General features: G+C 72.3%; 13 protein-coding genes. 4 read left to right on the forward strand and 9 right to left on the reverse strand.

Annotation, left to right across the window (positions count from 1 at the left end):
• Positions 1-10: 10 nt before the first annotated feature.
• From ACFV7Q_RS08830 to ACFV7Q_RS08840, 3 genes are all read right to left on the reverse strand, one after another.
• Positions 11-1,462 carry an aminopeptidase gene (locus tag ACFV7Q_RS08830; protein WP_385425470.1) on the reverse strand — a complete coding sequence of 484 codons (1,452 nt, stop codon included), beginning with the start codon at positions 1,460-1,462 and terminating at the stop codon, positions 11-13.
• Positions 1,463-1,547: 85 nt separating this feature from the next.
• Positions 1,548-1,946: a hypothetical protein gene (locus ACFV7Q_RS08835; protein ID WP_385425473.1), complete on the reverse strand. Its 399-nt coding sequence runs from the start codon at positions 1,944-1,946 to the stop codon at positions 1,548-1,550.
• 158 nt (positions 1,947-2,104) lie between these two features.
• Complete coding sequence (locus ACFV7Q_RS08840; protein WP_385425476.1) at positions 2,105-6,019, reverse strand: ABC transporter ATP-binding protein; 3,915 nt, start codon at positions 6,017-6,019, stop codon at positions 2,105-2,107.
• A 500-nt stretch (positions 6,020-6,519) separates the two neighbouring features.
• On the opposite strand from ACFV7Q_RS08840, the gene ACFV7Q_RS08845 reads away from it, so the two are divergent.
• On the forward strand, positions 6,520-6,681 hold the full coding sequence (locus ACFV7Q_RS08845; protein ID WP_385425479.1) for a helix-turn-helix domain-containing protein: 162 nt from the start codon (positions 6,520-6,522) through the stop codon (positions 6,679-6,681).
• A gap of 53 nt (positions 6,682-6,734) precedes the next feature.
• Here ACFV7Q_RS08845 and ACFV7Q_RS08850 read toward each other — a convergent pair whose 3' ends face one another.
• From ACFV7Q_RS08850 to speB, 4 genes are all read right to left on the reverse strand, one after another.
• Positions 6,735-7,568 carry a UTRA domain-containing protein gene (locus ACFV7Q_RS08850; RefSeq protein ID WP_385425644.1) on the reverse strand — a complete coding sequence of 278 codons (834 nt, stop codon included), beginning with the start codon at positions 7,566-7,568 and terminating at the stop codon, positions 6,735-6,737.
• A 440-nt stretch (positions 7,569-8,008) separates the two neighbouring features.
• Complete coding sequence (locus ACFV7Q_RS08855; RefSeq protein WP_385425482.1) at positions 8,009-8,452, reverse strand: hypothetical protein; 444 nt, start codon at positions 8,450-8,452, stop codon at positions 8,009-8,011.
• 62 nt (positions 8,453-8,514) lie between these two features.
• Positions 8,515-10,200: a thiamine pyrophosphate-binding protein gene (locus tag ACFV7Q_RS08860; RefSeq protein ID WP_385425485.1), complete on the reverse strand. Its 1,686-nt coding sequence runs from the start codon at positions 10,198-10,200 to the stop codon at positions 8,515-8,517.
• A 59-nt stretch (positions 10,201-10,259) separates the two neighbouring features.
• Positions 10,260-11,237: an agmatinase gene (gene speB, locus ACFV7Q_RS08865; protein ID WP_179176777.1), complete on the reverse strand. Its 978-nt coding sequence runs from the start codon at positions 11,235-11,237 to the stop codon at positions 10,260-10,262.
• A 150-nt stretch (positions 11,238-11,387) separates the two neighbouring features.
• Between speB and ACFV7Q_RS08870 the strand changes: the two genes are divergently transcribed.
• Entirely contained in the window at positions 11,388-12,971 is a 1,584-nt protein-coding gene (locus tag ACFV7Q_RS08870) for a helix-turn-helix domain-containing protein (RefSeq protein ID WP_385425489.1), read from the forward strand.
• Positions 12,972-13,393: 422 nt separating this feature from the next.
• Here ACFV7Q_RS08870 and ACFV7Q_RS08875 read toward each other — a convergent pair whose 3' ends face one another.
• Complete coding sequence (locus ACFV7Q_RS08875; protein ID WP_385425492.1) at positions 13,394-14,161, reverse strand: alpha/beta fold hydrolase; 768 nt, start codon at positions 14,159-14,161, stop codon at positions 13,394-13,396.
• Positions 14,162-14,233: 72 nt separating this feature from the next.
• Positions 14,234-15,367, reverse strand: a complete 1,134-nt coding sequence (locus ACFV7Q_RS08880) for a serine hydrolase domain-containing protein (RefSeq protein WP_385425495.1) — start codon at positions 15,365-15,367, stop codon at positions 14,234-14,236.
• A gap of 284 nt (positions 15,368-15,651) precedes the next feature.
• Here ACFV7Q_RS08880 and ACFV7Q_RS08885 point away from each other — a divergent pair, with 284 nt between their 5' ends.
• Together ACFV7Q_RS08885 and ACFV7Q_RS08890 are read left to right on the forward strand one after the other, a co-directional pair.
• Positions 15,652-16,809, forward strand: a complete 1,158-nt coding sequence (locus ACFV7Q_RS08885) for an acyl-CoA dehydrogenase family protein (protein WP_385425498.1) — start codon at positions 15,652-15,654, stop codon at positions 16,807-16,809.
• 6 nt (positions 16,810-16,815) lie between these two features.
• The gene (locus ACFV7Q_RS08890) at positions 16,816-17,694 is read left to right on the forward strand and encodes an acyl-CoA thioesterase (RefSeq protein WP_385425501.1); all 879 of its coding nucleotides are present in this window, start codon (positions 16,816-16,818) and stop codon (positions 17,692-17,694) included.
• The last annotated feature ends 22 nt before the right edge of the window (positions 17,695-17,716 follow it).

Below are 17,716 nucleotides of genomic sequence, written 5' to 3' on the forward strand. Positions count from 1 at the left end.
CGGGCGGTCGTTACGGCCGCAGCTGCGGTTCGCGCTCCAGGTCCTTCTGGTCGAGCTGGGCGTCCGGCTTCGCCAGCGGCGCCGCCCGGCCCGCGTCGAGGGCCGCGGCGGTCGGGACGACCCCGGCCCACTGCAGGATCCGCTGCGTGGCCAGCGCCTTCTCGCCCTCCTGGAGCTTGGAGACGTTGGCCCCGTGGTTGGCGCCGGGTGCGGTCATGACGTAGCTGTCATGGGTCCCGTAGCCGAGGCGGAACGGTTCTGCGCCCCACGGGTCGTTCTGCCCGTACACGAAGAGCATCTGGTGGGCGTTGTTCTTCACCCACTTGTCCACGTCCGCCATGGCCCCCGGTTGGAAGGTCATGGGGATGTCGCGCGGCACGAAGTTGCGCGGCGGCTGGTAGCCGTACCGGGTCAGGCCCTTGAGGTGCGGCTGCTTGATGTCCGGCGACCCGAGCTGCGTACCGGCCTGGTAGTAGTACGGCGTGTACGTCTCCAGGCCCTGGTCGGCGTAGGCGGAGAAACCGGAGATTGCGTCGACCGAGTCCCAGATCTCCTGGTCGGTGGCGGACTTGGCGTCCGCGGGGACGGTGCCGCAGTCGGAGAGCATGCTGTACTGCCAGAACGCCCACACGTAGTCGAGGACGACGGCCTCGTAGGCCATGTCGAGGTTCCCGACGGTGTTGAAGGTCCAGCCGTTCTGGGCCGCGGCGGCCGCGTACTTGGCCTCCAGCGGCTCACGGCGCACGAGCGCCTCCCGCTGGACGGCGTTCAGCTTGTCGCGGCACTCCTTGGTGCCGACCTTGGCGAAGAACCGGTCGTAGGCCGAGTCCTCGTCGTTGACCACGTCGTTGGGCGCGACGTACGCGACGACGCCGTCCATGTCGCGCGGGTAGAAGCGCTCGTAGTACGTCGCGGTCATGCCGCCCTTGCTGGCGCCGGTGGCGAGCCAGTTCTTCGGGTACAGCTTCTTCAGCGCGGTGAAGATGCGGTGCTGGTCGCTGGCCGCCTGCCAGATGTCCAGCTTCGACCAGTCCGCCGGGTCGGGGCGGGACGGGTTGAAGAACCGGTACTCCATCGACACTTGGTTGCCGTCGACGATCGTCGTCGGCTCGGCGCGCCGCGGGTTGGTGTTGACGTTGTAGCCCGAGGTGTAGAACACGGTGGGCCGGGAGACGTCCTTGTGCAGCAAGGTGATGCGCTGCTTGAAGGTGCCCTTCCACGGTTGCCGGTGGTCGATCGGCTGTTCGTAGTTCAGTACGAAGAAGCGGTAGCCGGGGTACGGCTTCTCCTCGATCAGGCTCATGCCCGGAATCGCGAGGATCTGGTCCTTGATGTCCGTGGCGGCGTCCTGTCCGGCGATGGCCGGCTCTGCGGCGGTGGCCGCCTGAGCCGTGAAGCCGGTCGTGCCCAAGGTGCCGATCAACACGACGAGCGGCAGCAGCCGGCCAAGCGTCTTGCGCATTCACCCTCCCCTTGAGTTCACTGCGGTCCCACGTGAACCTAGCGGGGTCAACACGCCGCTGAACAGACCTAGTTGGGCCTCACCCTCAGCACAGGATCCAGCCGGATTCGGCGGATCCGACCCCGACGCTCCCCTTTACATACACACAGCGGTTGATCGCACCGACAGTGACAGGTCCGGCATATCGGGTGAATCGCCCGATATCGCGGACCGGGACCCCGCCGCGCGGCTGGATGCTCACCGTCATCGGCCGGCGCTCGCCGGGATCCCGGGCGAGGGCGACGGCGCAGGCCCGGGTGCGCGTCTTGAAGATGCGCACCTCTCCCGCGTGGAACGGCAGCGTCTTGACGAGCTGTCCGCCGCAGCCGCCCTCGGCGGCCCGGGCCGGCGGGGCCACCAGCAGTCCCCCCAGGCAGAGCACGAGCACCGCCGACGACACCCCCGCGCGGACGACCCCCCGGCCGCCCCGCTTTCCTCCGCGCATCACACTGCCCCCCCGGTCGATCGTGCGTACTTATATGCGTCATACGTACGTCCGTACGACGCACGTGGCCCCCGGAAGGTTGCGCGCTGCAAGATCCGGGGGCCGGGCGGAAGGGAGTCGCCCCGTGCCGGGGTCTCGGGCCGACCCGCGCGGGGGCCTCAGGCCGCCGCGCGCTCGTCCTCACCGACGAAGGTCCGCCACAGGACGGCGTACCGGCCACCCCGGGCCAGGAGTTCGGCGTGGGTGCCGTCCTCCACCACCCGGCCGCGGTCCATCACCACGACCCGGTCGGCACGCGCGGCCGTGGTCAGCCGGTGCGCCACCACCAGGGTGGTGCGCTTGCCGGAGAGCCGGTCGGTGGCCTGGTTGACCTGGGCCTCCGTGGCCAGGTCGAGGGCGGCGGTGGCCTCGTCGAGCAGCAGCACGTCCGGGTCGACGAGCTCGGCGCGGGCGAGGGCGATCAGCTGGCGCTGGCCGGCCGAGAGGTTGCGGCCGCGTTCGGCGACGGTGTGCAGGTAGCCGCCGTCGAGCGTGGCGATCATGTCGTGGGCGCCGACCGCGCGGGCCGCCGCCTCGACCTCCGCGTCGCTCGCGTCGGGCCGACCGTAGGCGATCGCGTCGCGCACCGTACCGGCGAACAGGTACGGCTCCTGCGGGACCACGCCGAGCCGGCGGCGGTACGCCGTCAGGTCGACCTCCCGCAGGTCGACGCCGTCGGCGGTGACCCGACCGCCGGTCGGATCGTAGAACCGGGCCACCAGCTTCACCAGCGTGGACTTGCCGGCCCCGGTCTCGCCGACGAACGCGACGGTCTGGCCCGCCGGTATCCGCAGGCTGATCCCGGTCAGGGCCTCGCTGCCCTTCTCGCCGCGCTCCTCGGCGGTCCCGTACGCGAAGTGCACGTCCTCGAAGGCGATCTCGCCGTGCAGCTCCCGCACCCCGCGCGGGGCTTCGGGAAGCGGGGTGGTGGTCGGCTCGCGCAGCAGCTGCTGGATCCGGCCGAGGGAGACCGTCGCCTGCTGGTAGCCGTCGAAGACCTGCGAGAGCTGCTGGACCGGGGCGAAGAACAGGTCGATGTACAGCAGGTACGCCACCAGCGCGCCGGTGGTCAGGGTGCCCGCCTCGACCCGGCCCGCACCGACGACCAGGACGGCCGCCGCCGCGCCCGAGGACAGCAGCTGCACGAACGGGAAGTAGACGGATATCAGCCACTGGCCGCGCACCCGCGCCTCGCGGTACGCGTCACTGCGCTCCGCGAAGCGGACGGCGCCGGAACCCTGGCGGCGGAAGGCCTGGACGATGCGGAGGCCGGCGACGGACTCCTGCAGGTCGGCGTTGACCAGGCTGACGCGGTCACGGGCGAGCTCGTACGCGACGACCGACTTGCGGCGGAACACGATCGTGCCGACGACCAGCACCGGCAGGGTGGCGAAGACGATCAGCGCGAGCTCGACGTCGAGGACGAGCAGGGCGACGAGGATCCCGAAGAAGGTGAAGACGGAGACGACGGCGGTGACCAGTCCGGTCTGCAGGAACGTCGACAGGGAGTCCACGTCGGTGGTCATCCGGGTCATGATCTTGCCGGTCAGCTCGCGCTCGTAATAGTCGAGGCCGAGACGCTGGAGCTGGGCGAAGATCTTGACACGGAGGGCGTAGAGCACGCGTTCGCCGGTGCGGCCCGTCATCCGGGTCTCGGCGAACTGGGCCGCCCACTGACCGATGACCACCGCGAGGGCCAGCAGCGACGCCGCCCAGACGGCCCCGAGCGCGGCCTGCTCCACGCCCTGGTCGATGCCGTGCCGGATCAGGACCGGCAGCAGCAGGCCGGCCCCCGCGTCCGCGGCGACCAGACCCAGGCTGACGGCGAGCGGCGCCCAGAAGCCGCGCAGCAGGCGGCGCAGGTTGTAGCTGTCCTCGGCGGCCGCGGCGCGGTCCTCGTCGACGCCCGGCTCGTCGACGGCGGGCGGCAGCGCCGCCACCTTGGCGAGCAGCTCGGGGGTGGCCGGCATGCCGGCGACGGCCCCGGCCATGGAGTGCGGGGGGCCACCGGCACCGGGGGCCGCGGTCGGCGCGGGGGAGGAGGAAGAGGCGGAGGCGGTCCGTGCGGAGTCCTCCCGACGGCGCCACAGCTCGGGAGTGATTCCGTCGACCACGCGCCGCTTGGCGTTGACCGGCTCGGCGTCTATCTCGGCCTCGACCTCGATGTCCTGTTCGAAGTCCCGCTCGAACTCGGACATGGCCGGCGTGGACTCGGGGGTGCGCGGCGAGGCGGCGCCGAGCGCGTCCGCGTCGGTCAGCAGCCGCCTGTACAGCGCGGAGCGCTGCTCCAGCTCCTCGTGCGTACCGATGTCGGCCAGCCGGCCGCGGTCCAGTACGGCGATCCGGTCGGCCAGCGCGAGCGTGGAGCGGCGGTGGGCGATGAGGAGGGTGGTGCGGCCCGCCATGACGGCGCGCAGCGCCTCGTGGATCTCGTGCTCGACCCGGGCGTCGACGGCGGAGGTGGCGTCGTCGAGGAGCAGCAGCCGGGGGTCGGTGAGGATGGCGCGGGCGAGCGCGATGCGCTGGCGCTGGCCGCCGGAGAGGGTCAGCCCCTGCTCGCCGACCTTGGTGTCGTACCCGGCGGGCAGGCGCTCGATGAAGGCGTCGGCCTGGGCGGCGCGGGCGGCGGCCCGGATCTCCTCCTCGGTCGCGTCCGGGTGCCCGAAAGCGATGTTGGCGCGGATGGTGTCGGAGAAGAGGAACGAATCTTCCGGCACCAGGCCGATAGCGGCGCGCAGCGAGTCGTACGTGAGCTCGCGGACGTCGTGGCCGCCGATGCGGACCGAGCCCCGGTCGGCGTCGTAGAAGCGGGGCAGGAGGAGGGAGACGGTGGACTTGCCGGAGCCGGAGGCGCCGACGACGGCAACGGTCTCGCCGGCGGCGACGGTGAGGGAGAAGCCGTCGAGGACGGGCCGCTCGGGGTCGTAGCCGAAGACCACGTCGTCGAACTCGACGGTGGCGGGTGCGTCGGCGGGCAGCTCCCGCGTGCCGTCCTCGATGGTGGGCTCGGTGTCGATCAGCTCGAACACCCGCTCCACGCCGGCCCGGGCCTGTTGGCCGACGGTGAGGACCATGGCGAGCATGCGGACGGGGCCGACGAGCTGGGCGAGGTAGGTGGAGAAGGCGACGAAGGTACCGAGGGTCACCTGGCCGTTGGTGGCCAGCCAGCCGCCGAGGGCCAGCATCGCGACCTGGGCGAGGGCGGGGACCGCCTGGAGGGCCGGGGTGTAGCGGGAGTTCAGGCGTATGCTCCGCAGCCGGCCGGCGAAGAGCCCGCGGCCGGCTGCGCGCAGCTTGGCGGTCTCCTGGTCCTCCTGGCCGAAGCCCTTGACGACGCGGACGCCGGTCACGGCCCCGTCGACGACGGACGCGACGGCCGCGGCCTGCCCCTGGGCCCACCAGGTGGCGGGGAACAGCTTCTTGCGGCTGCGGTCCGCGATGAACCAGAGGGCGGGCGCCATCAGCAGCGCGACGACCGTCAGCAGCGGCGACAGCCACAGCATGACGGCCAGGGATATCCCGAAGAGGAGGAAGTTGCCGATGGTCATCGGCAGCATGAAGAGCAGGCCCTGGATCAGCTGGAGGTCGCTGGTGGCCCGGCCGACGACCTGGCCGGTGGACAGCTCGTCCTGGCGGCGGCCGTCGAGGCGGGCGATGGTGCCGTACATGTCCGTGCGCAGGTCGTGCTGCACGTCGAGGGCGAGCCGGCCGCCGTAGTAGCGGCGTACGTAGGTGGACGCGTACACGAGGAGCGCCGCGCCGATGAGCAGCCCGGCCCAAGGCGCCATGGGCCTGCTCTGTTCCCCGATGACGTCGTCGATGATGACCTTCGTGACGAGCGGGACGAGGGCCATGACGGCCATGCCGGCGAGGGACGACCCGAGCGCCAGGAGCACGTTGACCTTGTACCGCCAGGTGTAGGCGGTCAGCCGCCTGGCCCAGCCCTGGTTCCCGGCCCCGCCGGGTGCGCCCTGCCCGTCCGGCTTCTCTCCGGCTGTCTGCGCCGTCCCCGTCGCTGTATGCGCCGCCGCCACGTTCTGCCTCCCCGTCCGTCCGTCGCTGCCGCCTCCCCCAACGCCCCCACCGGCGGATTTCATCCCGCCGCAACATCTCGAAGGTGCAGATATGTCACCTCGGCCGCACGCGGGGCGCGGCCGTTGGGGTAGCGGGGGCTGCGCGACGCCCCGGGCGGTGTCCCACCCATGGGGGTGACTTCCCGCGTCCTCCGGACCGCCATGCAGCCGCAGCGGTCGAGCGGGCCGAACACGCCGGCAAGGTGTGCGAGGCCGAGCACGGACCGGCACTCGACGTGTATACCCGTGACGTCTAGAACGGAGAATCGCCATGTCAGCCACGCGCAGTGGAAGCTCGCCAGGGGACCGCAAGGCGGCACGGGGAGTCGCCGAGTCCCCCGAGGCCGCACGCCACCGGGAGGAGATCCGGCTCGCCTTCGAGCTGGGGCAGGCCGTGTTCGACCGGCGGCGCGATCTGGGGATCTCGCAGACCGAACTGGCCCGGCGGGCGGGGATGAGGGATGACGCAGCCGCAGGTGTCGAAGCTGGAACTCGGCGGGACCGTGCCCACGGTTCCACTGCTGGCGCGGCTGGCGCGGGCCATGGACTCCGAGCTGCGGCTGACCCTGGTCGGGGAGACCTCCCAGGTCGCATTCACGGCCCGGGAGGGCGAGGCCGCCTGAGGGGGGCGTAGCCCGCGCGCGGGCATCCCGTGTGTTCCCCCTGCGCCCGGCCGTCACGGCGCGTCGAACTCGTACTCCAGGATGTAGGCGGCGGAGTCGAGCGCCATCTCGTTCACTTCGACGACCTGCCCGTCGGCAGCGAAGGCTGTACGGCACAGCAGCACGACGGGCGTCCCGGGCCCGAGCCCCAGTGCCTTGGCCTCCTCCGGGCGGGGCATCCGCGAGCGGATCTCCTCCCGGAACCGGACCGGCTCGCGGCCGAGGTCGGCAAGGCGGGCGTAAATGCCGCCGGGGCCGGTGTCGGGCTCGGCGATGGGGGTGCCGGCGGTGAGGGCTGCTTGCCGTAGCCGCCGCCGTTCGCCATGAGGGTGACCAGCGCCTGGTAGCCGTACGTCGGCCGCAGGCCCTTGGCGACCAGCTCGGGGCCCTGCTCCTTGAGCCCGTTCACGAAGGGCTTGTACGCGTAGCTGTCCGGGTCCTTGGTGCCCGAGGCGATCGTCCCGGCGAGGCCCGAGTTGATCGATTCGTAGAGCTTCCTGTCGGCCGCCGACGTGCCGCGGTCGTTCGACGCCAGGTTCATCTGGTCGGCGAGCAGCAGGGTGTCCTTCGCCCCCAGCGCGTTCAGGTACGCCTCGCTGAAGTGCTCGTCCCGGGAGTTCTGCTTCAGGACCTCGTCGTAGTGCCGCAGTTCCTCCGGAGAGGCCTTGCCGTCGCGGATCTTCTGGGTGAGGGCCAGTGCCTCCACCGCCTCGACGTCGTCGACGGGCTTCGAGTTGAAGCCGAACATCGCCGTGCCGTCCGCGCCCGACGCGTTCAGCAGGGCGGTCTTGACGTCCGCGTCGAACTCCGTGACCGCCTTGACGGTGTCCGAGATCCGGCGGGTCCAGGCCCGCTCGATCTCCGGGAGGTCGGGATCGTGCCGCGCCGCGTTCGCAGTGCCGGCGTCCACCTTGGAGAAGTCGAAGCTCGCGACGCCGGCGTCCGAGACCTTCATGCCGGCGTCCTCGGCGTCCGACACGGCGGACACCAGGCGGCCCTTGAGGTCCGTGAACCGGGCGTGCGCGTCACGGAGCAGCGACTCCATGGCCAGCGCCTCCTTCTGCGCCGACGCGTACTCCTGGCGCGTGAGGGAGGAGTTGGTGGCGGCGGTCGTGGCGCTGGTGCCCAGCCAGCCGTTGCCGGCGGAGACCTTCTGGACCTCGTCCTTGTAGACGTCCTCCATGGTCTTGAACTGCGTCGCCATGGCCTTCCAGCCGTCGGCGGCCGTGGTGAGCGCTGAGAGGTCCGTCTGCATGATCTCGGCGTAACTCGGCACGTCCGTCTCCCCCTAGAGCCCCGTGACCTTGGACTGCACCGGCTGGAAGCTCCCGCCCGTCAGCTGGTCTTGTCCGGTGAACAGGTTCGACGCCCCGCGCAGGGCCATCTTCTCCGAGTCCAGCCGTGCCATCAGACGCTTGACCTGGTCGTCCCAGTGCGTGTGCGCCTTCGTCAGACCGGCCGCCGTATCCCAACCGGTGAAGGCCTTGACCGCGTTCTTCGTCGGCTCGTCGGCCGCGTCCGCGGCCTTCGTCGTGCCGGGCTGCAGGACGTTCTCGATGGTGTTGGCCGCCTTCTTCTTCTCGGGAGGGGCCGTGGCCAGCACCCCGAACCCGCCGGGCGTCCCGGAGCCGCCGCCCGGGTCGGCGGCGAGCTGGTTCAGCCGCATCTGCGGCGACGGGCCCTCGGGCGCGGCCGCCTGCCCGTGCCGGCCCCGTTCCTCCTCGAACGACACCGCTCCCCCTCGCACTCCGCCCACCTGATCAAGGCCACCCTAACGAGGCCCCTGAGCAAGCCCTAGACGTGCGTGGGGGCGAACATGCGGGGCTTGGCCGGAAGCACCACCACCGAGGGGCCCGGGGTGGCGAGAGCCTTCGCCAGGTCCGCGCGGAGGGTACCGGGGGTCGTCTGCGTTGCCGGGATGCCGAAGGAGGCGGCCAGGGCGGTGAAGTCCGGGCGGGTCAGTTCGGTGCCGGTCGCGCGGCCGTCGAAGGCGTCCGTCATGTACTCGCGCAGGATGCCGTAACCGCCGTCGTCCACGATCAGCCAGGTGACGTCCAGGTCGTGCTGCCGGGCCGTGGCCAGCTCGGCGATCGAGTACATCGCGCCGCCGTCGCCGGAGACGGCCAGGACCGGGGTGCCCGGCTCGGCCAGGCAGGCTCCGAGGGCGGCCGGGAAGGCGTAGCCGAGGCCTCCCGCTCCCTGGGCGGAGTGCATGGTGTTGGGGTGCTTCGGGTCGAAGGCCGACCACGCCCAGTACGCCAGGATCGTCATGTCCCAGAACGACGGGGAGCGGGGCGGGAGGGCCGACCTGATGGAGTGGAGGAGGTTCTGCTCCAGGGTGAGGTCCTGGGAGGCCAGGCGGTCTTCGACGGCGGAGAGGACCGCGCGGACGCGGTTGGGGGCGGTGGGGTCCGGGCGTTCGGCCACGGTTTCGAGGAGGGCCTGGAGCGCGAGGCGGGCGTCGGCGTGGATGCCGAGCGCGGGGTGGTTGGACTCCAGTTTGCCGAGGTCCGCCTCGATCTGGACCACCCGGCCGCCGGGCCGGAACGTGTGGTAGTTCGAGGACAGTTCGCCCAGGCCGGAGCCGACGACGAGGAGGACGTCGGCGTCCTCCAGGAAGTCGGTCGTGTGGCGGTCCTCCAGCCAGGACTGGAGGGAGAGCGGGTGGGTCCAGGGGAAGGCGCCCTTGCCGCCGAAGGTGGTGACCACGGGGGCGGAGAGGCGTTCGGCCAGTTGCTTGAGTTTGCCCGCCGCGTCCGAACGGATGACGCCCCCGCCCGCGATGATCACGGGGCGTTCGGCGTTCTCCAGCCAGTGGGCGGCGAGGGCCGTCAGCTCGGGCCGCGGGGGCAGGTCGTGCGGGGTCGCGTCCATGCCGGTGACCTGGGGGAGGAAGGTCTCCGTGCGGAGGACGTCCTCCGGGATCTCCACCCACACCGGCCCGTGGGGGGCCGTCAGCGCCGACTCCCAGGCCTCGGCGATGACGGTCGGGACCTGGGAGGGGGTGCGGGCGAGGTGGACGGACTTGACCACGTCCCGGAAGGAGGCGGCCTGGTCGCGCAGCTCGTGCAGGTGGCCGCGCCGGCCGCCGCCCAGGCCGGCGGTCGGCACCTGGGAGGAGATCGCGAGGACGGGGGACGAAGCCGCCGCCGCCTCGGCGAGTGCGGGGAGCGCGGTCAGCGCGCCCGGCCCGGTGGAGAGGAGGAGCGGCACCGCCTCGCCGGTCATGCGGCCGTACGCGTCGGCGGCGAAACCGGCGTTGTTCTCGACGCGGAGGGTGACCAGCCGCAGGTCGGAGCGGCCCACCGCATCGAACAGCCCGAGGGCGTGCTGCCCCGGCAGCCCGAACACGGTGGTCGCGCCGAGTCCGCGCAGCGTCTCCACGACCAGGTCCCCGCCCGTCCGGCCGGGCGGCGGCGCGAGGGCCGCTGCCCGCTGGGCGTCGGTGGGGCGGAGGACCAGGTCGTGGTCGTGCGTCACGCTGTACGTGCCTTCCGTGCTGACGTGCCGGGCAGCGCTGCCGACACGCCGGGAGGGGCTTACTTGCCCTTCGCCGCGGCGATCTGGCGGCTCATGATCGTGGTCAGCTCGTACGCGGTGTGGGACGCCGCGACCGAGGTGATCTCGGCGTGATCGTACGCCGGGGCGACCTCGACCACGTCGGCGGAGACCAGGTTGCAGGAGGACAGACCGCGGATGATCTCCAGCAGCTCGCGGGAGGTCATGCCGCCCGCCTCGGGGGTGCCGGTGCCGGGCGCGTGCGCCGGGTCCAGCACGTCGATGTCGATGGAGATGTACAGCGGGCGGTCACCGATGCGCTGGCGCAGCTGGTCGGCGATCTCGTCCGCGCCGCGGCGGTACACGTCGGCGGAGGTCACGATGCCGAAGCCCATCTTGGCGTCGTCGTCGAGGTCCTGCTTGCCGTACAGCGGGCCGCGGGTACCGACGTGGGAGAGGGCCTCGGTGTCGAGGATGCCCTCCTCGACGGCGCGGCGGAACGGCGTGCCGTGCGTGTACTCGGCGCCGAAGTACGTGTCCCAGGTGTCCAGGTGGGCGTCGAAGTGCAGCAGGGCGACGGGGCCGTGCTTCTTCGCGACCGAGCGGAGGAGGGGGAGGGCGATGGTGTGGTCGCCGCCGAGGGTCATCAGGCGGGAGCCGGCGGACAGCAGCTCGTCGGCGGCGGCCTCGACCGTCTCGACGGCCTCGTTGATGTTGAAGGGGTTCACGGCGATGTCACCGGCGTCGGCGACCTGCGCGAGCGCGAACGGGGAGGCGTCCTGCGCCGGGTTGTACGGGCGCAGCAGGCGGGAGGCCTCGCGGATGGCGTTGCCGCCGAAGCGGGCGCCGGGGCGGTAGGACACGCCCGAGTCGAAGGGCACGCCGACGACGGCGACGTCCGCCGAGCCGACCTCGTCCAGGCGGGGCAGCCGGGCGAAGGTCGCGGGGCCCGCGTAGCGCGGGATGCGGGAGGAGTCGACCGGTCCGCGGGGCGTCTGCTCGTTGCGCTCGGTGCTCATGGGGGTGCCCTTCTGGAGGTCCTACAGGCCTTGCGGTCGTGCAGGTCGTGCAGGTCGTGCTGGTGCGGTGCTTCGAGCGTAAGTCGCGGGGGTGGGGGCGTGCAGTGTACGTTCCATCCATACCGTGTCGATTTCCTGTATGGAGCATCCATGAGCGCTCCTGGCTCCGGGGCCGGTGATCGGCCCGTTTCATCCGAGCCGTCTGTTTCGGCAGTGCCGCCTGTCCCGCCTGTGTCGGCTGTCCCGCCTGTCCCGCCTGTGGCGCTGGGGGCACTGCTCGGAGATCGGGAGCTCGGGCTGCGCCATCTGGCCGGGCCCGCCGAGGCCTGGGTGCACGGGGTGCACGCCTCCGAAATGGCCGATCCGTCGCCCTACCTGCTGGGTGGGGAGCTGCTGCTCACCGCGGGTGCGGGGCCACAGGACGCGGCCGGTGGACATGTTCCGGCGGGGCCTTCCCCCGCAGGGGAGGGCCCTGCAGGGGAAGGCCCCGCCGGCGCTTCCTACGACCAGTACGTCGCTCGGCTCGTTGCCGCCGGGGCAGCGGCCCTCGGGTTCGGTGTGGCCCCCGTGCACGAGGAGGTGCCGGCCGCGCTGGCCGACGCCTGTGCGCGGCACGGGCTCCCGCTGCTGGAGGTTCCGCCGCACACCCCGTTCACCGCCGTCGCCCGCGCGGTGTGGCGGCTGATGGCCGAGGCGCGGACCCGGGAACTGCGCCGCGTGACCGAGGCCCAGCAGGCGCTGACTGCGGCCGCGGCCCGGCCGGATCCGGTACCGGCGGTGTTGTCCCGCCTCGCGGCGAGCCTCGGCGGGTACGTGGTGCTGTGGCCGGACGGGCGGACCGCGGGGACACCGCCGCCGACCGGCGGTGATGCGGATGTCGCCGCCCCTCTGGACGCGCTCATGGCCCGGGTCGGCCGGGCCGGGGGGCCAGCGACCGCCACGGACCAGGCAGGGGGGCGACACCTCGCCGCGTACGCCCTCGGCCGGCCCTCCGCCGGCCGCCACGCGGCGCTGGGCACGGCCACCCCGGCCCGTACCCCCGGCGACCACACCGTCGCCTCCGTCGCCGCCGTCCTGCTGACCCTGCTCACCGCCGAACGGCCCGCCGGGGACGAGGCCGCCGCGCTGGTCCGGCTGCTGCTCGGCGGCGCCCCCGCGGAGGTGCTGGGCCCCGGCCCCTGGTACGCGGTCCACGCCCGCGGCGGCGGCACCGACCCCGACCCGCGGGCCCTCGCCGCGGCGCTGGGGACCGTACTGCTGGATCCGCGGCCCGGTCCCGGCGTACGGCTCCTCACCGACCGGGATCCCGGCCCGCAATCCGGATGGCGGCTGGGGGTCAGCGCCCCGGCCGCACCCGAGGCCCTGCCCACCGCCGATGCTCAGGCCCGGCGCGCCCTCGACCGGGCCGAGGCGGCCCGGGCCCCGCTGGCCCGCCACACCGACCCCGGCTTCGCGGGGCTGGTCGGCGAAGCCGAGGCCCGGGCGCACGCGGAGGCGCTGCTCGCCCCACTGGCCCCGGTGCTGCGCGAGACGCTGCGGGGCTGGCTGGCCCACCACGGCAGCTGGGACCGCAGCGCTGCGGCCCTGGGGGTGCACCGGAACACGGTCCGGCAACGCATCGCCCGCTGTTCCGTGCTGCTCGGGCGGGACCTGGACGATCCGGATGCGCGGGCGGAGCTGTGGTTCGCGTTGCGGTGGGCGGGCGGGGCCGGGGGTGCGGGCCCGGTCGGGTGAGCCCCGCGGGATGCCCCCGGTCTGCATCAGCGAAGCGGCTTGGGGCCATCCGCCGTTCGAGGGTGTTTCCGGGGAGGGACGCCCGGGGCGAGCGGCTGGGCCCGGCGCTGTCGGGTGGCGGGCGCCCGCTCCGGCATGGAGCCTCAGACCGCTACGCGGTGTTGTCCGGACGGCGGGTTCCCGGCCGTTCGTGGTGAACACGCGGCGCGGCTGGGCGGGCCGTCGTGAATTCGGCTGCCTCGTCGGACGTGCCAACCCCTGCATCCCCGAGTGGACCCTGAGCTCTGGTCCGGTGCATCCGCGCGCAGCCCGCTGAGCTCGGGTCCGGCCACCGCCCGACAGTGCGGTGGGGCGGGCGGCCGACGCCTCGTGGTTGCTCGCCGGTCCGGCTACCGCGGAGGATGCGGCGGCCGGCCCGGAGCTCAGGGGGCTGCGCGGCGGATGGCGGCCACCGTGGGGACCGGGTCGTTCGTGAGGAAGTCCAGGACGAGTGCGTTGACCAGGGCCGGCTTCTCCTGGGTGAGGAAGTGGGAGGTGCCGGGGACGACGGCGAGTTCGGCGTGGGGCAGGGCGTCGTACATGTCGATGACGTGGTGCATGGTGACCAGGTCGTCGTCCGAGAACATGACGAGGGTGCGGGCCGTGACCTCAGAGAGGTCGGAGGCCTGGAGGTTCGGCTCCTTGGCGGCCATGTCGCCGATCTTCGTGGCGACCGTCCTGAAGTGGTCGATGCCGTCCGGGGAGACCTCGCCGTAGGCCGGGGCGAGGAAGTCGAAGAGCTGGTCGACGTCCCACTCCATGTCCGGCACGGCCTCGCCCGCCTTGTTGAAGCCGCCGCTGATCAGGACGAGGCGCTTGACGAGTTCCGGGCGCTGCATCGCGACGAGCATGGCGACGAACGCGCCGTCGCTGTGGCCGACCAGGTCGGCGGGTTCGCCGATGACGGTTTCGAGGAAGGCGATCGTGTCGTCGGCCATCAGCTGGTAGGTGATGGGGCCTGGGACGTCGGGGCTGTGGCCGTGCCCTCGGCGCTCGGGCGTGTAGACGTGGAAGTGCTCGGCGAGGGGGCCGAGGTTGGGCTCGAAGAAGCGGGCGTCGACCAGGCCGCCGTGCAGCAGGACGAGGGGTTCGCCCTCGCCCTGCTCGTCGTACCAGGTCTTCACCGCGCCGAGCTGGATGTACGTGCCCATGGGATGGTCCCTTCGTCCGTGTGTCGCGACGGTAGACCTCGGCTGGGAGCGGAACTCATCGGCGCGCCCGGGTCAGCGGTTGAAGGCCGGGAAGGCGAAGCGCTGGACGATCTTCAGCCCGTCGCCCTTGGCGTCGGTGCTGTTGACCGAGTAGACGACGGTGCGGGAGAGGTCGCGGGTGGCGGCGATCACCGTGTGGTAGCCGGGGCGGGCCCCGGTCTTGCCCCAGATCTCCTTGCCGTTGATGACGTGGCGTTCGAGGGCGACGCCGTAGGTGGCGCCGGGGACGTTCGGGACGGTGAACATTTCGGCGAGCTGGGGCTCGGGGACCACCTGGCCGCGGAAGAGGGCGACGAGGAGGCGTTCCAGGTCGCGGGTGGTGGAGATCATGTCGCCGGCCGCGAAGCGGTCGGACATGTTCCATTCGGTGACGTCGACCGGCTTGCCGTTCATGAGCTGGTAGCCACGGTTGTGGGGGCCGTGGATGCGGGGGTCGGTGCCCTTGGGGAAGGACGTGCCGGTCATGCCGAGCGGGCGGAAGATGCGGACCTCGGCCTGGTGGGCGTAGGTGTCGCCGGTGGTCGCCTCGATCAGCATGCCGAGGACCGTGTAGTGGATGTTCCCGTACTCCTGCTGCGTGCCCGGGGTGGAGGCCGGGCCCTTCGCGACGGCGGAGGCCACCACCTGCTGGGGGGTGATCGTCTCGTAGCGGTGCGGGTACTCCTCCTCCACGGTGCCCCCGAAGCTGATGCCCGGCTGGATGCCGCTGGTGTAGTTGAGGAGGTGGCGCACGGTGACCTGCTCGAAGGTCGCCGGGAGGACGTCGGGGAGGTAGCGGCGGGCCGGGGCGTTCAGGTCGACCTTGCCTTCGTCGGCGAGCTGGAGGACCAGGGCCGCGGTGACGATCTTGGTGGTGGATCCGGCCCGGAAGCGGGCGTCGGCGAGGGCGGGGGATCCGGTGCGCAGGTCGCGCACGCCGGCGGTGCCCGTCCACCGGCCGTTCCCGCCGACGCGGACCAGGGCGGCCGTGGCGTCCCGGTCCGGCAGTCCGGCGAGGGCCGCGCGCAGTGCCGCGGTGTCGGGGCCCTGGGTGGTGACCGCGGCGGCGGCCGGGGCGGGGGCGGCGTAGGCGGTGGCTCCCAGGGGGCCTGCCGTGAGGCCGAGGAGGAGGGCGGCTGCGAGGACGGTGCGCGTGCGGCGGTTCATGCGGGCTCCTGGCTCGATCGCTGTGGACGGCTTCCATCCTGGTGATCGCTCACGGCCGTCGGATCCTGCGTGGAGAGGAGCCGCCCCCTGCGGGTAACCGCCTTTGGCGTCAGGGGACTTGCCAGGGTGCACCCTGAGGGGGCCGCCGGCCCCGCCACCTGGGGAGGTGGCGCTCGTCATACCCTCTGCAGAGCTCTGGACAGAGTCCACAACTCGCCGGTAACTTTTGCATGAGCAAGCGCTTAGACATAAGCGGCGGACCGCCGCGACGAAGGGAGCCGGCCGTGCGCCGTACGGTGTTCAACGAGGACCACGAGGCCTTCCGGGAGACCATCCGCGCCTTCATCGAGGCCGAGGTCGTACCCGTCTACGACGAGTGGTTCGCCGCCGGCCAGGCGCCCCGTGACTTCTACTACAAGCTCGGTGAGCTGGGCGTCTTCGGCATCAACGTCCCCGAGGAGTTCGGCGGCGCCGGCCTGGACACCCACAAGTTCGAGGCCGTCCTGTACGAGGAGACCTCCCGCGCGGGCGTCAACTTCGGCGGCTCCGGCGTGCACGTCCTGCTCGCCCTGCCCTACATCAAGATGCTCGCCACCGACGAGCAGAAGAAGCGTTTCCTCCCGAAGTTCGTCTCCGGCGAGGAGATGTGGGCGCTGGCGATGACCGAGCCGGGCACCGGCTCCGACGTCGCGGGCATGAAGACCACCGCCAAGCTCTCCGAGGACGGCACCCACTACGTCCTCAACGGCGCCAAGACCTTCATCACCGGCGGTGTGCACGCCGACCGCGTGATCGTCTGCGCCCGCACCTCGGCCCCGAGCGAGCAGGACCGCCGTTTCGGCATCTCCCTGTTCGCCGTGGACACCAAGTCCGAGGGCTACTCCATCGGCCGCAAGCTCGACAAGCTGGGCCTGAAGACCTCCGACACCGCCGAGCTGGCGTTCGTCGACGTCAAGGTCCCGGTCGAGGACCTGCTCGGCGAGGAGGGCAAGGGCTTCTACTACCTCGGCCACAACCTGGCCTCCGAGCGCTGGGGCATCGCCTTCGGCGCGTACGCCCAGGCCGCCGCGGCCGTCCGGTTCGCCCAGCAGTACGTGACCGAGCGCACCGTCTTCGGCAAGCCGGTCGCCCACTTCCAGAACACCAAGTTCGAGCTGGCCGCCTGCCAGGCCGAGGTGGACGCCGCCCAGGCCGTCGCCGACCGCGCACTGGAGGCCCTGGACGCGGGCGAGCTGACGCCGGCCGAGGCCGCCTCCGCCAAGCTGTTCTGCACCGAGGTCGCCCACCGCGTCATCGACCGCTGCCTCCAGCTGCACGGCGGCTACGGCTACATGAACGAGTACCCGATCGCCCGCCTGTACGCCGACAACCGCGTCAACCGCATCTACGGCGGCACCAGCGAGATCATGAAGTCGATCATCGCCAAGTCGATGGGGCTGTAAGCCCCCTTGAGCGAGGCACTCACCGGTCTCCTCGACCTGCTCGACCTGGAGCAGATCGAGGAGAACATCTTCCGCGGCACGAGCCGCACCTCCCTCGTGCCGCGCGTGTTCGGCGGGCAGGTCGCGGCCCAGGCGCTGGTCGCGGCCGGCCGGACCGTGCCCGGGGACCGCACCGCGCACTCGCTGCACTCGTACTTCCTGCGCACGGGAGACCCGGGCGCGCCCATCGTCTACTCCGTGGACCGGATCCGCGACGGACGCTCCTTCACCACGCGACGGGTCGTCGCGGTCCAGCACGGCCAGCCGATCTTCCACCTCTCGGCCTCCTTCCAGGTCCACGAGGAGGGCCTCGACCACCAGGTCGCGATGCCCCACGCCCCGGACCCGGAGGGCCTGCCGACCGCGGCCGAGGCGCTGCCCGCCTACCGGGACCTGTTCTCGGACGCCGGCACGGTGGAGCGGCTGCTGGAGTCGCGCGCCGCGGTGGACCTGCGGTACGCGACGACCCCGCCGTGGGGCACCATCGGCGAGCCCGTGGAGCCGCGCTCGCAGGTGTGGTTCCGTACCGCGGGCAAGCTGGAGGGCGACGACCCGCTGCTGCACACCTGCCTGGCCACGTACGTCTCCGACATGACCCTGCTCGACTCGGTGCTGCTCGCGCACGGCCGGGGCGGCTGGGCGGTGGGCGACGTGGTCGGGGCCTCGCTCGACCACGCGATGTGGTTCCACCGGCCGTTCCGGGCCGACGAGTGGCTGCTGTACGACCAGGACTCCCCCACCTCGCACGGCGGTCGGGGCCTGGGCCAGGCCCGCATCTGGACGCAGGACGGCCGGCTGGCCGTGACGGTGATCCAGGAGGGCGTCGTACGCGTCCCGCGCGCCTGACGCGTCCGTGCCGGGTCGGTGC

It is taken from the genome of Streptomyces sp. NPDC059851, from assembly GCF_042732005.1.
Classification (GTDB): Bacteria; Actinomycetota; Actinomycetes; order Streptomycetales; family Streptomycetaceae; genus Streptomyces.

What these genes read in the sequence shown, in the direction of transcription:
- ACFV7Q_RS08880 (WP_385425495.1), bottom strand. Translation starts at nt 15,367, where the DNA reads ATGAACCGCCGCACGCGCACCGTCCTCGCAGCCGCCCTCCTCCTCGGC.
- ACFV7Q_RS08875 (WP_385425492.1), bottom strand. Translation starts at nt 14,161, where the DNA reads ATGGGCACGTACATCCAGCTCGGCGCGGTGAAGACCTGGTACGACGAG.
- ACFV7Q_RS08845 (WP_385425479.1), top strand. Translation starts at nt 6,520, where the DNA reads ATGACGCAGCCGCAGGTGTCGAAGCTGGAACTCGGCGGGACCGTGCCC.
- ACFV7Q_RS08835 (WP_385425473.1), bottom strand. Translation starts at nt 1,946, where the DNA reads ATGCGCGGAGGAAAGCGGGGCGGCCGGGGGGTCGTCCGCGCGGGGGTG.
- ACFV7Q_RS08830 (WP_385425470.1), bottom strand. Translation starts at nt 1,462, where the DNA reads ATGCGCAAGACGCTTGGCCGGCTGCTGCCGCTCGTCGTGTTGATCGGC.
- ACFV7Q_RS08870 (WP_385425489.1), top strand. Translation starts at nt 11,388, where the DNA reads ATGAGCGCTCCTGGCTCCGGGGCCGGTGATCGGCCCGTTTCATCCGAG.
- speB (WP_179176777.1), bottom strand. Translation starts at nt 11,237, where the DNA reads ATGAGCACCGAGCGCAACGAGCAGACGCCCCGCGGACCGGTCGACTCC.